This window comes from Ruegeria sp. D1(2025) (assembly GCF_056536425.1).
This window is the reverse complement of sequence record NZ_JBQFPO010000001.1, coordinates 1003730-1017977: the sequence shown is the minus strand read 5'-3', so window position 1 is coordinate 1017977 and position 14248 is coordinate 1003730. Positions and strand designations below refer to the sequence as shown.

Sequence of the window (14248 nt, the reverse complement as noted above, 5' to 3'; positions counted from 1 at the left end):
CGAAATTACCTTTCTTGTACAAAGTGTATGTATCTGGTCAGAAACACGTCAAAGTGTAAAGTAGGGGTGACCCTAATTGGCGTCATTTGTGCCTTGATCGGACCGTGCGAGACGCAAAAAACAATCTGAAGAGAAAGGTTCCGTTGCGTCAACATGTGACGTGCGTAAGGTGCTTTACGAAATTCGCCAAAAGGTTCAGAACTTCAGGAACCTCTCAGGAAAGGAACAATCATGCCCGCGTTGCTGGACAGTGTTGACCCAAACGGTCTCGAAGAATTCTCGGTGGTTTTTACGGACCGGTCCCTAAATCACATGTCGGCATCCTTTCAGCAGGTGATGCGCGATATCTCGGATATGTTGAAACAGGTCTACAACGCTGACGGTGTTGCGGTGATCCCTGGGGGCGGAACCTATGCGATGGAGGCCGTTGCCCGCCAGTTTGCACAGAACGCCAATGTTCTGGTGGTTCGCAATGGTTGGTTTTCGTACCGCTGGAGCCAGATCATCGAAACCGGTGGATTGACGGCTTCGGCCACTGTAATGAAGGCACGCCAGACCGGAAACACCAGCCCGTCGCCCTTTGCACCGGCCCCGATTGACGAGATCGTGTCGGCCATTCGTGAACAACGTCCGGATGTCGTGTTCGCGCCGCATGTGGAAACCGCTGCAGGTGTGATTCTGCCTGACGACTATGTGGCGGCCATGGCTGCAGCCGCGCACGAAGTCGGCGCGCTGATGGTGTTGGACTGCATCGCTTCGGGGTGCGCTTGGGTCGACATGAAGGCAACCGGTGTTGATGTTCTGATTTCCGCGCCACAGAAGGGATGGAGCGCGTCGCCCTGCGCCGGTTTGGTCATGTTGTCCGAACAGGCCGAAGCGCGACTTGAGCAAACGACGTCGGACAGTTTTGCTATCGATCTGAAAAAGTGGCGCCAGATCATGCAGGCTTACGAAAATGGCGGTCACGCCTATCACGCCACGATGCCAACGGATGCGCTTCGTGCGTTTCGTGAAACAATGATTGAATCCCGTGATTATGGTTTCGAAAAGCTGCGCGATGCGCAATGGGCGTTGGGGAATGGTGTGCGGGCGATTCTGAAGGACAAGGGAATTGTCTCGGTGGCCGCCGACGGATTTGGCGCGCCCGGTGTTGTCGTCAGTTATACATCGGATCCCGATGTTCAGAACGGCAAGAAATTCGCAGCGCTGGGTATGCAGATAGCGGCGGGCGTGCCGCTGCAATGCGACGAACCTGAAGGCTTCAGCACGTTCCGCCTTGGTCTGTTTGGGCTGGACAAGCTGTATGACGTGGACGGCACCATCCAACGTCTGAAACGGGTTCTGGATCAGGTGATTTGAGCCGGCAATCGGGCCTCAGCGCATGCCGAGGCCCATTTGCATAAGCGTTTTGCGCACCGGCGCCAGTGAATAAAGGGCATTCAGGCTCATTGCGCGGGCGTCACGCAATGGGCGCGCTTCGATCATGGAGGCGCGGTTCAGCAGGTCGATTCCTTTGACACGCAATTCGATCTCGGTGTGGCGCGCTTTGTGGTAGGCCGCCAGCATCTGGGCATCACCCAGCCCGTCCGGTCGCGCCTGCGCCAGATCCAGCAGGCACCGCAGATCCCCCAGCGACATGTTCAGACCTTGGGCCCCGATCGGCGGAACCACATGTGCGGCCTCGGCCATCAGGGCGAGTCTTTCACCGGACAGATGCTCGGCCGATTGACTTATGATCGGCCAGATCGTGCGACGCGACGCTAACTTGAGCGGCCCGAAGAGTTCGCAGGATCGACGGGTCATGGCTGCCTCGAAATCCGGGGCGTCGAGGTTCATGAGCTCGACCGCACGGGGGCCTCGTTCCATCCAAACGATCGCAGAGGACGGCTGACCCTGCCAGTCGGGCAATGGAACCAAAGTGAATGGCCCGCCGGACCGGTGGATTTCGGTTGATACGTTTTCGTGCGGGATTGGGTGCGTGACCGCAAAAGCCAGCGCTTTCTGACCATAGCGTGTTGTCCGGACGCCGATACCAGCAGCTTCGCGCATGGGTGAATTGCGCCCGTCTGCTGCGATCACAAGACGGCAGCGAACCCGGGCGCCGTCACTAAGCCCGACGCGGGCTTCGGCGGTGCGGGTAAACAGACTGGTGGTGCCGGTTCCGGGCCTGAAATCCACATTGGGCAACTCGGCCAGACGTGCCACCATTTCCCGGCGCAGCAGCCAGTTGGGAAGGTTCCAGCCGAAAGGCTGGTCGGAAATGTCCGAGGCATCAAAGTCGCGAACGACACGCGGTTCAGGCACGTCACCGCCGGCATCCACGATGCGCATGATCTGCAAAGGGGCGGCGTGCGCATCCAGGCGTTGCCACAGCCCGCATTGTTCCAGCAAAACCCGAGCGGGTTGCAGAAACGCCGTTGTTCGAAGATCTGACCCTTCAACGTCGCGATCGGTCACGGGCGGGGCAGGGTCGACGCAGATTACGTCAAATCCGGCTGCCCCAAAGGCAGCGGCGGCGGTCAGACCGGCGATACCGCCACCTGATATCAGGATGTCACAACTGTCAGTCATCGCGAAATTCTCCGTTGTCCGCAGACCCTAGTGGTGTTGCGGCCCGGGCGCCAAGTGACATCCTGTCCCGGTTCCTAACCCCGCGAAATCAGCAGCAGGATCAGGAACATCACCGGCACCATCGCAAGTGCGGGCAGATAAAGGCCGGGAAGACCGAACAAAAGGATGGAGCATCCCCACATGCTGACGATGGCGGCGGCGGTATAGCCCAGATCCTCGGGCGCGCCGTCTTTCACATCGCGGGCCATCCATCCAAACAAGGGAATGGCAAACAACAAGCGCTGCCAGATAGGCAGGCGCGGGGACATTTCGATCGCGCTCATTGGAGGTCTCCGTTCTGTTCGTCGCTAAGGCGGATATAGGAACGATGATGCAGGTGCAGAATGAGCAGATCGTCGCAGGTTGCCCTGTCAGACCAGGCATCCGAGAAACTGGGTCAGATCGTCAGTATGGTGGTGGATATGCTCCGCAGTGTGCGGTTCAGCTGCCACATGGACCGTGCGCATTCCCATCTCGTGCGGAGCTGCCAGATTGCGCGGGTCGTCCTCGAACATCGCGGCCTGTTCGGCGCGAATGCCGTCTCGCGCGAAAATCGCCTCGAACGCGGCTTTTTCCGGTTTTGGGCGGTATCCGGCGTGTTCGACGCCATAGACCGCATCAAACAACCCGCTCAGACCGCGTGCCGCCAGAACGCGTTCCGCATAGGGCGCACTGCCATTGGTATAGACGATGCGGCGACCGGGTAGAGAGCGGATATGGGCGGCCAGTTCCGCGTCCGGATCCATATGACTCATGTCCACCTGATGGACCGCATGCAGATATGGATCAGGGTCCAGGTCGTGCTCGGCCATCAACCCGGCCAGCGTAGTGCCGTACCGGCGCCAGTATTCTGATCGCAAACGATCCGCCTCGGCCTGGTCCACACCTAGAGTGCGCACGACATAATCCGTCATCAGCACCTCGATCTGATCGAACAGGCGCATATGGGGCGGATACAGCGTATTGTCGAGATCGAACACCCACTGGGTGACATGAGCAAATGCAGGTTTGACCATGGTTATGGTTTAGGGTCCGGTGCTGCGGATTTCAATGCTTCACTTGATTGGAAGGCCAAGTGGCGGATAGACATGACCGAACGAGGAGACGAAAGACAAAATGAGCCAGACCCGCCAACCCAACAAAGATGCCTACAGCCTGATTCTCGAAGCCATTGATGTTGGCGTGTACAAGCCCGGCGATCGGCTTGTCGAAAGCGAACTGGCGGAACGTTTTGGCGTGTCGCGCACCCCGATTCGCGAAGCCTTGCAGCGACTGGAAACACAATCCCTGCTGGAAAGGGACGGGCGATCACTTATCGTGGCATCGCTGGATCACAACCAGATGGCTGAATTGTACGTCGTGCGCCGCGAACTCGAGGCGCTGGCAGCCCGTCTAGCCGCCAAACACGCAACGGAAGAGGAAATCAAAGTTCTTCAGGACATGGTTCTGGCAGATGACGAACTGGTCGATGATCCGACGGCCCTGTCGCGTGCCAACCGGCGGTTTCACGAACAGATTCATTTGGCGTCGCACAACCGATATCTGGTTCAGCAACTGGATCTGGTGCATCGCACGATGGCCCTGATGGCCACGACATCGCTTGCCGTGCAGGGCCGGGGTGAAATCGCCCAGAACGAGCACAAGGGAATTGTCGAAGCGATCGCGGCACGTGATGAAGACGCCGCAAGCCAGGCGTTGCGGGAACACATCTCGATCGCGTTCATGACCCGCCTCAAACAGGATGCGGTCCGGCGCGAGTCCTGAACTCAGGAGGGCAGCTGTTCCTCGGCCGCTTGTCCGTGTTGGGTCTTGTCCCAAAAAAATGGGTTCCAGATCAGCTCCCATAGCGCTTTGTAGGCCGCCAGAACGCCCAACGGGTAATACAGGATCATCGTCGGCACCCAAGGCAGCAGGAAACGCCTTTCCCTTGCTGCGACGGCGACAAGTCCGACCATGACGTTGGTCAGTTCGGCTGCAAGAAACAGGCTGAAAAGGACTGTGACACCTTCTTGCGTCAGCCCCTGCGGCAGCGGTACGGATATGCCCATCGCCAACAGCCAGAACACCCAAAGGACAGGGGCAAGAAGGAATTGCCCCAAAGTTCCCAGAAAAAACGCCTGAACGCCCAAAAAGCGAAGCAATCCCAGATCCCGCAACAAACCAACCGGTGTGCGCATGTGGACCAGATAGGTCACCATGAAACCCTTGAGCCAGCGCGAGCGTTGTTTGACCCAGGGCCAGGTCCGAAAGTTCGCCTCTTCAAAGGTTGTTGTGTCCACCATCTCGGTCCGATACCCGGCGCGGTACAACCGGACACCCAGATCGGCGTCTTCGGTGACATTGTGCGCGTCCCAGGCGCCCAACTCCTCCAATTTGTCCCGGCGAAAAAAGAAGGTGGTGCCGCCCAGCGGGACCACAAGGCCCAATCGGGCAATACCAGGCAGGATTACCCTGAACCAGCTGTTGTATTCGATTGTAAAGCACCGTGATCTCCAACTGGTGCGCGGGTTGTAGTAATCCAGCACGCCCTGCAGACACACGACATCTGGCGGCGCATGTTCAAAGTGATCGACCACGCGTTCGATCTGATCCGGTTGCGGCGCGTCCTCGGCATCCCAGACCCCGATCAAATCGCCGCGGCAGAAATCTAGGGCGTAGTTCATCGCGCGGGGTTTGGTGGTCAAGCCGTTCAATTCCGGGACTTCCACGGTGCGCATCCAACTGGGCAGATCAACGCGTGACAGTGTTTCGCGGGTAACGGCGTCGTCTTCTTCGAGCACCAGAATAACGTCCAACAGTGCTTTGGGGTATGTCAGCCGCCGCAGTCGTTGGATCAGCGCGTCGGCAATCTCGGTTTCTTTGTATAAAGGCACCATGATCGACACATAGGGCTGGCGAGTGCGTGACACCCTGGGTCCTTCCTGTTCCGATGTCCGAGCTGTCTTTGACGTCAAGAAGGCCAGCAACCCGGACAATCTCAGGACCCAGAACAGGAACAACGTGCAGACCGCCGCAAACACCAGAACGGACCAACCGATCGTTGGGATTGCGATCATTGTCGCCAACAGGGCGATTGCGCCTGCGACTGGTCCGGTGCGTGCCCGGGCTGTCCAGGTGCGGCAACTGTGCAGCGGGTCCACACGGGTTTCGGCCGCCCGGGCCAGATCTTGGGAGAATAGTCGGGATATCGCCGTGCCAACCTGATCTGGTGCCGCCAGAACGGGAATCAATGTATATCGGCTTGCCTCAAATTCTGCTGCAATGGCATCGAAATGGTCTGGCCGGGCAGTGGCAACCAGAAGGATCGGACCCAGTCTGACCCACGGTATGACATGGTTCTTAAGCCAGAAGGACGCAGGTTTCAGATCGACCAGATCAGGGGATGGCGGCGTTTCTTCCAGATCCGCGATTTGCAGGCCTGTTTGTTTGGACAAGGCCAGCAAGACATCCTGCCGGCTGACGCAGCCCTCGCTCACCAATATCTCGCCCAAGGGGGCCTGCTGTCGTGATTGGAGCAGCAATGCGTGATCCAGTTGCGCGCGGGTGATCAGGCCGCGTTCCATCAAATAGAGGCCGAGAGGTTTGCGCAGCCCCAGTGCCGGTACCGGTTCTGCCGGAGCAAGTTGCTGTAAGTTCAGTTCGACCATTAATAAACCCTGACGCGATTACGCACGTCAGGGTTGCTTCAACATAGTTAATGGCCGGTTAATCCGGCAAAGGCAGGCGGCTAAGCCTTTTCTTTTCGCGCGGCCATTGCATCCGCAAAGCGTTCGAACAGGTAGAAACTGTCCTGCGGCCCCGGCGATGCTTCGGGGTGATGCTGCACTGAATAGACCGGGCGGTCCGTCATGCGAATACCGCAGTTCGAACCGTCAAATAGCGACCGGTGGGTTTCAATGACGCCATCGGGCAGGGATTGAGCGTCAACGGCGAAACCGTGGTTCATCGAGGTGATTTCGACCTTGCCGGTTTCCATGTCCTTGACCGGGTGGTTTGCGCCATGATGACCGTGGTTCATCTTGACGGTTTGGCCGCCAAGCGCCAGCGCCAGCATCTGATGGCCCAGACAAATGCCAAAGATGGGCAGGTCCGTGGTCTCAAGTACCTCTTTGATCATGGGAACAGCGTATTCGCCGGTGGCGGCGGGATCGCCCGGACCGTTGGACAAGAAGACGCCATCCGGATCGTGTGCAAGAACCTCGGCAGCGGTTGCCGTCGCGGGCAGAACGGTCACGTCACATCCGGCCGAAGCCAGGCACCGCAGGATGTTGCGCTTGGCGCCATAGTCCAGCGCCACGACTTTGTGCACGGGGGCTGTCTGGCGTGAGTAACCGTCGGGCCAGGCCCAGCGCATTTCGTCCCAGCGATAGCTTTGCGCGCAGGTCACATCCTTGGCCAGGTCCATGCCCTCCAGACCGGCAAACCCACGGGCTGCGGCGACCAGAGCCTCGATATCGAAATTACCGTCCGGATCGTGGGCCAGCGCCACATGAGGCGCACCTTGCTGCCGAATGGCACGGGTCAGTCGCCGGGTGTCAATGCCGCCAATCGCAATTCGCCCGCGTTGCGTCAGCCAGGTCTTAAGCTCGTCTGCGGCACGCCAGTTCGACGGCTCGGTCGGGTCCCATTTGACCACCATTCCTGCCGCAACCGGATCGCCAGTCTCGTCATCCTCGGGGTTCACACCGACATTCCCAATATGAGGGAATGTGAAGGTCACGATCTGTCCCGCATATGAGGGGTCGGTCATGATTTCCTGATAACCGGTCATGGCGGTGTTAAAACACAGCTCGGCTTCGGTCTGGCCGGTGGCGCCAAAGCCTATGCCGTAGAACAGTGTTCCGTCGGCCAATGCCAGACATGCGGTGGGCTTGGACGGGGCGTTCTGGGCCATGGCGCGACTCTCCTGCAGGGTAAATCGGCGCATTCCTAAGGGGGTTGGGCCGCTGGGTCAAGCCTGTTCAATTTTTGGGCAATTGTTTAATATCAATTACTTAGATATATTCGACCCCGGTTGTGTCGCGCTTTTTGTTTCGATATGGTCGGGGTTCCTTCATCTTGGGGATGGATTGAGCAGATGGATATGCGATCAAGGGTGAATGCAGCCCTGAAGCAAGCAATGAAAGACAAGGAGGCCGAGCGTCTATCGACGCTGCGGCTGATCAACGCGGCGATCAAGGACCGCGACATCGCAACACGGGGTTCGGACAACGAAGAAGCAAAAGGTTGCGGTGATGCCGAGGTACTTGAAATCCTTGGTAAAATGACCAAGCAGCGCAAGGAAAGCGCACGCGCCTATGAAGAGGGCGGGCGCTTGGATCTGGCAGAACGCGAACTGCGCGAAGTTGATGTGATCGAGGAATTTCTTCCAAAGCAGCTGGATGATGACGAAGTGAACCAGGCCATTCTGACCGCGATCACCGCGACAGGCGCCGGTTCGATCCGTGATATGGGCAAGGTGATGGGCGAACTCAAAACCCGCTATACCGGCCAGATGGATTTCGGCAAGGTCGGACCGATGGTCAAGGATCAGCTTTGCGCGGCCAGCAACAGCTGACCTGTCACTTCGACATTTACTGCACCAATTGCTGCGCGACAGGTTCGCGCAGTTTTTGTATCAGCTCGTCATAAAGCGCGATGCGCTCTTCCTCGGACAGAAATGAACCGATTTCAACCTGGCGGCCGTCGCCGGTCAGGGTGACGTAATGTGGAACAGGCCCGCCGCGTTGGTGCATTTCAGGCCGAGCCCAATATCGGTTGCACGTCCATTCCTGACGACCGGTTCGGGGGTGGTGGTGCACCAGCCGGGCCTGGCTGCCACTCAGCGTCAGAACCTCAAAGACGCTGCGGGCGCGGTAGTTTGTCTGAATGGCCAGCCACAGGCCCAGAACGCTGAGTAGCATGAAAGGAAGCAGCCCCCACAGCAGCACCGACCCCAACACCGCCAGCATCGGGATAAGCCCGAAGGCAAACACCAACAGGATGAACCGCATCGCCCAGCGGGGTGGCAGCGAATTATGCGGCCAAAGGCGCAATTCCTGCTCTGTGTCTGATGTCTGAGTCCATTGATAGGGCATGGTGAAAAAATAGCGTATCGACACCCGGAGTCGATGGCCAAAAGATCAGATCACGTGGCCGACACGCGCCCACGACAATGCATCATCCAGCCGGTCATCGCCCCAAAACACCTCACCGCGCACGACGAGGCTCGGGGCGCCAAATACGCCCAGCTGGGTGGCGTTCTTGGTCTCGGATACCAGCGCCTCCGAGATTTCCGGACTGCGCGCGCGGGACAGTGCAAGGCGCGGATCCTGCTGACATCTGAACAGGGCCTCGGACAGGGCAGTTTCGCTGCCTGCTTCGACGCCATCTTCAAACCAGATGCGATAGAGGTTCTGGGTAAAGTCCTTGCCCCAGCCCTCGCGCATGCCCAGAAGGGCGACCTGATTGGCAAGGGCAAGATCGGAAATCGGATAAGGGGCGGGCAGCTTGGCATGAAGCCGGTACTTTGCCGCGCGCCGTCCGATATCCCGCCACATGTAAGCTGATTTTGTGGGTTTTCCGGCAAAAGGAATGTTTTGTTGTTCGGACATGATGGTTCGCACGTTGAACGGTTTCCAATGCACTGTCGCATCATGTTCTGCACACCATTCATCCAGACGCATCACCGTCAGAAAACTGTATGTGCTACCTATTGAGAACCAGAAATCAATCTCGGGCATTGCGTACCTCCGGATTGCCGGATGACCAACCGCAAACAGAATAGCCGATTTTTGGCCTTCTGGCGATATTCCCGAAATGTCCGAAGGTTTCAAAAGAAAAGCCCCGCCGAAATTGGCGGGGCTTCTAAGTCGTGCTGTCAGGGATTAGTGGGCGTGGCCCTTGTCCCAGACTTCCTGCTTGGGCAGCTGCTCGAACGTGTGCTCGGGCGGCGGCGTCGGCAGGGTCCATTCCAGCGTATCCGCGTATTCGTTCCACGGGTTCGGACGTGTCTCTTTCGCGCCACGCAGCAGGGCGTAGATGACAATGCCGAAGAACAGCAGGAACGAGGCGAACGAGATGAACGCGCCAATCGACGATACGAAGTTCCACTGGGCAAATGCCTCGGGGTAGTCGATGTAGCGGCGCGGCATGCCTTGACGGCCCAGGAAGTGCTGCGGGAAGAAGGTCAGGTTGGCGCCAATGAAGAACATCCAGAAGTGAACCTTACCCCAGAACTCGGAGTACTGACGGCCCGTCATCTTGCTGAAGTAGAAGTAGACACCGGCAAAGATCGCGAACACGGCACCCAGCGACATCACATAGTGGAAGTGCGCCACAACGTAGTAGGTGTCGTGATAGGCACGGTCCACACCCGCCTGTGACAGTACAACGCCGGTCACACCGCCGACGGTGAACAGGAACAGAAAGCCGAAGGCGAACAGCATCGGTGTCTTGAACTCTATGGAACCGCCCCACATCGTCGCAATCCACGAGAAGACCTTAACGCCTGTCGGAACCGCGATGACCATCGTGGCAAGCATGAAGTAGGCCTGCTGACGCAGCGACATGCCAACGGTGTACATGTGGTGCGCCCAAACGACGAAACCCAGAACACCAATCGCGATGATCGCCCAAACCATCGGCAGGTAGCCGAAGATCGGTTTGCGCGAGAAGGTCGCAATGACATGACTGATGATGCCAAAACCAGGCAGGATCACGATGTACACTTCCGGGTGTCCAAAGAACCACAGGATGTGCTGATACAGGATCGGGTCACCGCCACCGGCCGGATCAAAGAAGGTGAAGCCAAAGTTGCGGTCCATCAACAACATGGTGATCGCGCCTGCCAGAACCGGCAGCGACAGCAGAATCAGCCATGCAGTGACGAATATCGACCAGCTGAACAGCGGCACCTTGAACAGTGTCATGCCCGGGGCCCGCATGTTCAGGAAGGTGGTGATCATGTTGATCGCGCCGAGGATCGAGGAGGCGCCCGATACGTGCACGGCGAAGATCGCAAGGTCCATGGACATGCCGCCCTCGGTCGTCGACAGCGGCGGATACAGAACCCAGCCCACGCCCGAACCGGCCTGATCGTTGCCGCCCGGAGCCAGAAGCGAAGCCACACCGAGCGAGGTACCCGCGACGTACAGCCAGAAGGACAGGTTGTTCATCCGCGGGAAGGCCATGTCCGGTGCACCGATCTGCAACGGCATGAAATAGTTGCCAAATCCGCCAAACAGGGCGGGGATGACCACGAAGAACATCATCAGAACACCGTGATAGGTGATCATCACGTTCCATAGGTGTCCGTTGGGTGTGCACGGGTCGGCCATGAAGCCTTCCAGGCACATGTACTGAACACCGGGGTGCATCAGTTCAAGCCGCATGTAGACGGTCATCAGAACCGAGATCAAACCGGCCAGGGCCGAAACGATCAGGTAGAGAATCCCGATGTCCTTGTGGTTGGTCGACATGAACCAGCGGGTAAAGAAACCGCGATTGTCTTCATGCTCGTGACCATGAATGGCTGCGTCTGCCATTTAGGTGCCTCCTGTTACAACACTACCGCGCAGTCGGACCTCTCCAACGCGCGGGATTCCTGCTGGTTTTAGATTGCGAGGGGACGACCTTCAATGGTCGAGTTTGATCTGGATCAAGATTAATTGTCGCGGGCAGGAGGCTTCCACGACATTTTTGACCCGGTGGTGCCTGCTATTTGGCCATTGCAGTACGGTTTTCAAGAGGTACGCCCGGTTCCCGTTTCCGTGCTTGACCCCCGGCGGGTTGGGTCGCAGAACGGGTAGCAGTACCAAATCGGGAGAAATGCCATGACGGGCTACGACAATGACAACATCTTCGCCAAGATCCTGCGTGGTGAAATCCCAGCGACCCGTGTTTACGAAGACGATGACACGCTTGCCTTCATGGATATTATGCCACGCTCGGACGGTCATCTTCTGGTCATACCCAAAACTCCGTGCCGAAACGTTCTGGATGCCTCACCCGAGCAACTGGCTGCTGCAATGGCGACCGTGCAGAAAATGGCGAGGGCGGTAAAGGCGGCCTTTGACGCGGACGGCGTCACCATTCAGCAGTTCAACGAAGCCGCAGGCGGACAGGAGGTTTTCCACCTGCATTTCCATGTCCTGCCTCGGCACGAGGGCGTTTCGATGCGCCCGCCGGGAAATATGGGTGATTTCGACCTCATCGCCCAACATGCCGAGAAAATTCGCGCATCTCTGACCTGACTCTAATGCGCCCCATCGCAGGTGTCATGATCCCCGAATGCATGCAGAACGGCACAGACATGATCATGATGCCCGTCACATGCTTTGGTGATGCGGGCCAGTTCTTTTTCCAGCCGGGCCAGACGTGCGATCCGGTCGCGGATGTCAGCCAGTTGACGCTCGGCGATGTCATGCGCGCGGTTCAGGTCATCCCCTTGCGCGCCTTCCAGGGTCAGTAGAGCTTCGACTTCGGCAAGGGGCAGCCCAAGATCGCGCGTGTGGCGGATGAACTGCAAGCGCCGCAGCGCAGCCGCATCATACCGCCGCTGGTTCCCGGCTGTGCGCACAGGTTTGGGCAACAGCCCTTTTTCTTCGTAAAATCGGATGGTGGGAACCTTGACCCCGGTATGGCGGGACAAATCACCGATTGAGTACATTTTGTTGGCCTGCCACTTGAACCTCTAGTTACTAGAGGAATTACATTGCTTTAAGGACCGAAACAACAGGCGCTCTTTACATGGCACATCAGCACTCGCACTCTGGTCACAGCCACCATCATCACATCGACCCAAAGGCCGGAGATGCCCGTGTCGCCTGGGCAATCGCCGTCAATTTGTTCCTTACACTGGCGCAGATTGTGGGCGGCATTCTGTCCGGCTCGCTCGCGCTGATCGCCGATGCGCTGCACAACCTGTCGGATGCCGCAGCGCTGGTCATCGCCTTTTTCGCCCGCAAGATCGCACGGCGACCCGCCGACCCGCGCATGAGTTTCGGATACGGCCGGGCCGAGGTCGTGGCAGCGCTGATCAACTATACAACATTGATCGTGCTGTCCGTCTACTTGATGTTCGAAGGTGTCACGCGGTTCATCCAGCCGGAACCGGTCAATGGCTGGATTGTCGTCTGGATTGCCGGGATTGCTTTGGTCGTCGACCTCATCACTGCGGCACTGACCTACTCAATGGCCAAGGAGAGTATGAATATCCGGGCGGCCTTCCTGCACAACGTGGCAGACGCGCTGGGGTCTGTTGCCGTGATTATCGCCGGAACATCGGTCATTGTGTTTGATTGGACATGGGTCGATCCCGCAGTCACGATCATGATCTCGGTCTACATCCTTTGGCATGTTAAAGGTGAGATCGGTGAAACGATCCGGGTTCTCATGCTGGGGGCGCCCCCCGATCTGGAGCCGGAACAGGTTGCCACGGCCATCGAAGAGGCCGAAGGCGTAACCGCCGTACACCACGTGCATATCTGGAGCATGCAGGAGCGCGAACCGGCGCTGACCGCACATGTCATTGTAGACGAGGTGTCCTGGTCCGACGCCGGGGCCGTCAGATCAAGGATCAGGCAGAGCCTGAAAGACCGATTTGGGATTACGCACGCAACGCTGGAGTTGGAGCGAACTGACCAATGCTGTCCCGCATCTTCCCGCTTTGGACATCAGTGAAACATGCGTTTAATGAGAATTGCCGTTCCGATTTGGGGTCGGAACGGCAGACTCGTAACCAAACACATATTCGGATTCTCCGGGCAAGCCCGTGATCACCGGTTAACATACCACTCACTTTAGAACGGTGAACTCATACTACTCGTTAACGTCTTCTTTGTATCGGCCAGAATTAAACTTTGCATAAATATCACCGGAAATGTGGGTAATAATGGTTAATGAACCCACTGACCGGGAAACAGATGCCAGAGGAGTCGGTGATTGTTACTTCACGTTGGGCAATCGGTACCGCGCCACCGGCCGATCGGTCAGGAATCACCCACAGAAAAAGCGTCGTCAAAGGTTCTCTGGAGGGCGGAATCCACATCCGCCAGTGTCACCGGCAGCCCCAGATCGACAAGGGATGTCACCCCATATTCGGTAATGCCGCACGGTACGATGCCCGTAAAATGATCAAGATCAGGTTCGACATTGATCGAAATTCCATGAAAGCTGACCCATTTCCGCAGGCGCAGCCCAATGGCCGCGATCTTGTCTTCGGCAGGCTGGCCCGTAACGGTAAGCGGCTTGTCATCCCGCCGCACCCAGACGCCGACACGACCGTCGCGGATCTCTCCGCGGACGTTGAATTCGGCAAGTGCTGAAATCACCCAGTTTTCCAGCTGTTTCACAAACCTGCGCACATCCCGGCCACGTTTGTTGAGATCCAGCATGACATAGGCCACACGCTGGCCTGGTCCGTGATAGGTGTATTCGCCTCCGCGTTTGCTTTGATAAACAGGAAACCGTTCAGGATCGGTCAGATCCTCAATACGCGCGGATGTCCCCGCCGTGTAAAGCGGGGGATGTTCCAGCAACCAGATACATTCCTGCGCGTCGCCCGAGGCGATCGCGGCCACGCGCGCCTCCATGAAGGCCACGGCGTCTTCGTATTCGGTCAGCCCTTCGGTGATCTTCCATTCCATACCGGCCTCTT

Annotated in this window: 15 protein-coding genes; 5 read left to right on the top strand and 10 right to left on the bottom strand. The window is 57.9% G+C overall.

The window, feature by feature from the left end:
• The first annotated feature begins 231 nt into the window (after positions 1-231).
• Positions 232-1359 carry an aminotransferase class V-fold PLP-dependent enzyme gene (locus ACR1XU_RS05125; RefSeq protein ID WP_480907146.1) on the top strand — a complete coding sequence of 376 codons (1128 nt, stop codon included), beginning with the start codon at positions 232-234 and terminating at the stop codon, positions 1357-1359.
• 15 nt (positions 1360-1374) lie between these two features.
• Here ACR1XU_RS05125 and ACR1XU_RS05120 read toward each other — a convergent pair whose 3' ends face one another.
• The 3 genes from ACR1XU_RS05120 to ACR1XU_RS05110 form a co-directional block, all read right to left on the bottom strand.
• Positions 1375-2571, bottom strand: coding sequence for a UbiH/UbiF family hydroxylase (locus tag ACR1XU_RS05120; protein ID WP_480907144.1), 1197 nt, complete (start codon positions 2569-2571; stop codon positions 1375-1377).
• A gap of 74 nt (positions 2572-2645) precedes the next feature.
• Complete coding sequence (locus ACR1XU_RS05115) at positions 2646-2894, bottom strand: hypothetical protein (RefSeq protein ID WP_170676576.1); 249 nt, start codon at positions 2892-2894, stop codon at positions 2646-2648.
• Between the two features lie 87 nt (positions 2895-2981).
• Positions 2982-3626 carry a pyrimidine 5'-nucleotidase gene (locus tag ACR1XU_RS05110; protein ID WP_480907142.1) on the bottom strand — a complete coding sequence of 215 codons (645 nt, stop codon included), beginning with the start codon at positions 3624-3626 and terminating at the stop codon, positions 2982-2984.
• A gap of 100 nt (positions 3627-3726) precedes the next feature.
• Between ACR1XU_RS05110 and ACR1XU_RS05105 the strand changes: the two genes are divergently transcribed.
• Positions 3727-4374: a GntR family transcriptional regulator gene (locus ACR1XU_RS05105; RefSeq protein ID WP_170616423.1), complete on the top strand. Its 648-nt coding sequence runs from the start codon at positions 3727-3729 to the stop codon at positions 4372-4374.
• A 2-nt stretch (positions 4375-4376) separates the two neighbouring features.
• On the opposite strand, the gene ACR1XU_RS05100 is transcribed toward ACR1XU_RS05105, so the two are convergent.
• Both ACR1XU_RS05100 and carA read right to left on the bottom strand, forming a co-directional pair.
• Positions 4377-6257, bottom strand: a complete 1881-nt coding sequence (locus tag ACR1XU_RS05100) for a glycosyltransferase (protein WP_170676580.1) — start codon at positions 6255-6257, stop codon at positions 4377-4379.
• Positions 6258-6337: 80 nt separating this feature from the next.
• Complete coding sequence (gene carA / locus ACR1XU_RS05095) at positions 6338-7504, bottom strand: glutamine-hydrolyzing carbamoyl-phosphate synthase small subunit (protein WP_480907140.1); 1167 nt, start codon at positions 7502-7504, stop codon at positions 6338-6340.
• Between the two features lie 183 nt (positions 7505-7687).
• Here carA and ACR1XU_RS05090 point away from each other — a divergent pair, with 183 nt between their 5' ends.
• Positions 7688-8167 (top strand): GatB/YqeY domain-containing protein, encoded by a 480-nt coding sequence (locus ACR1XU_RS05090; protein ID WP_170616417.1) that lies wholly within the window; start codon positions 7688-7690, stop codon positions 8165-8167.
• Between the two features lie 16 nt (positions 8168-8183).
• Here the strand turns inward: ACR1XU_RS05090 and ACR1XU_RS05085 are convergent, their stop codons facing one another.
• From ACR1XU_RS05085 to ctaD, 3 genes are all read right to left on the bottom strand, one after another.
• Complete coding sequence (locus ACR1XU_RS05085) at positions 8184-8687, bottom strand: DUF2244 domain-containing protein (RefSeq protein ID WP_170806382.1); 504 nt, start codon at positions 8685-8687, stop codon at positions 8184-8186.
• Positions 8688-8732: 45 nt separating this feature from the next.
• Entirely contained in the window at positions 8733-9332 is a 600-nt protein-coding gene (locus ACR1XU_RS05080) for a 2-hydroxychromene-2-carboxylate isomerase (RefSeq protein ID WP_170616415.1), read from the bottom strand.
• Positions 9333-9476: 144 nt separating this feature from the next.
• Positions 9477-11135, bottom strand: coding sequence for a cytochrome c oxidase subunit I (gene ctaD / locus ACR1XU_RS05075; protein ID WP_170616413.1), 1659 nt, complete (start codon positions 11133-11135; stop codon positions 9477-9479).
• Positions 11136-11423: 288 nt separating this feature from the next.
• Between ctaD and ACR1XU_RS05070 the strand changes: the two genes are divergently transcribed.
• Positions 11424-11843 (top strand): HIT family protein, encoded by a 420-nt coding sequence (locus ACR1XU_RS05070; protein WP_170616411.1) that lies wholly within the window; start codon positions 11424-11426, stop codon positions 11841-11843.
• A gap of 2 nt (positions 11844-11845) precedes the next feature.
• Here the strand turns inward: ACR1XU_RS05070 and ACR1XU_RS05065 are convergent, their stop codons facing one another.
• Complete coding sequence (locus tag ACR1XU_RS05065) at positions 11846-12259, bottom strand: MerR family transcriptional regulator (protein WP_480907137.1); 414 nt, start codon at positions 12257-12259, stop codon at positions 11846-11848.
• 80 nt (positions 12260-12339) lie between these two features.
• Between ACR1XU_RS05065 and ACR1XU_RS05060 the strand changes: the two genes are divergently transcribed.
• The gene (locus ACR1XU_RS05060; protein WP_480907135.1) at positions 12340-13272 is read left to right on the top strand and encodes a cation diffusion facilitator family transporter; all 933 of its coding nucleotides are present in this window, start codon (positions 12340-12342) and stop codon (positions 13270-13272) included.
• Between the two features lie 308 nt (positions 13273-13580).
• On the opposite strand, the gene lipB is transcribed toward ACR1XU_RS05060, so the two are convergent.
• A complete protein-coding gene (gene lipB / locus ACR1XU_RS05055; protein ID WP_170806144.1) occupies positions 13581-14237 on the bottom strand; it encodes a lipoyl(octanoyl) transferase LipB in 657 nt (218 codons plus the stop codon).
• Between the last annotated feature and the right edge of the window lie 11 nt (positions 14238-14248).

Bases quoted from the DNA above. Each gene is read 5' to 3' on its own strand.
- ACR1XU_RS05110 (WP_480907142.1), bottom strand. From the start codon at position 3,626: ATGGTCAAACCTGCATTTGCTCATGTCACCCAGTGGGTGTTCGATCTC.
- lipB (WP_170806144.1), bottom strand. From the start codon at position 14,237: ATGGAATGGAAGATCACCGAAGGGCTGACCGAATACGAAGACGCCGTG.
- ACR1XU_RS05120 (WP_480907144.1), bottom strand. From the start codon at position 2,571: ATGACTGACAGTTGTGACATCCTGATATCAGGTGGCGGTATCGCCGGT.
- ctaD (WP_170616413.1), bottom strand. From the start codon at position 11,135: ATGGCAGACGCAGCCATTCATGGTCACGAGCATGAAGACAATCGCGGT.
- ACR1XU_RS05060 (WP_480907135.1), top strand. From the start codon at position 12,340: ATGGCACATCAGCACTCGCACTCTGGTCACAGCCACCATCATCACATC.
- ACR1XU_RS05125 (WP_480907146.1), top strand. From the start codon at position 232: ATGCCCGCGTTGCTGGACAGTGTTGACCCAAACGGTCTCGAAGAATTC.
- ACR1XU_RS05065 (WP_480907137.1), bottom strand. From the start codon at position 12,259: ATGTACTCAATCGGTGATTTGTCCCGCCATACCGGGGTCAAGGTTCCC.
- ACR1XU_RS05090 (WP_170616417.1), top strand. From the start codon at position 7,688: ATGGATATGCGATCAAGGGTGAATGCAGCCCTGAAGCAAGCAATGAAA.
- ACR1XU_RS05080 (WP_170616415.1), bottom strand. From the start codon at position 9,332: ATGCCCGAGATTGATTTCTGGTTCTCAATAGGTAGCACATACAGTTTT.
- carA (WP_480907140.1), bottom strand. From the start codon at position 7,504: ATGGCCCAGAACGCCCCGTCCAAGCCCACCGCATGTCTGGCATTGGCC.
- ACR1XU_RS05070 (WP_170616411.1), top strand. From the start codon at position 11,424: ATGACGGGCTACGACAATGACAACATCTTCGCCAAGATCCTGCGTGGT.
- ACR1XU_RS05100 (WP_170676580.1), bottom strand. From the start codon at position 6,257: ATGGTCGAACTGAACTTACAGCAACTTGCTCCGGCAGAACCGGTACCG.
- ACR1XU_RS05115 (WP_170676576.1), bottom strand. From the start codon at position 2,894: ATGAGCGCGATCGAAATGTCCCCGCGCCTGCCTATCTGGCAGCGCTTG.
- ACR1XU_RS05085 (WP_170806382.1), bottom strand. From the start codon at position 8,687: ATGCCCTATCAATGGACTCAGACATCAGACACAGAGCAGGAATTGCGC.
- ACR1XU_RS05105 (WP_170616423.1), top strand. From the start codon at position 3,727: ATGAGCCAGACCCGCCAACCCAACAAAGATGCCTACAGCCTGATTCTC.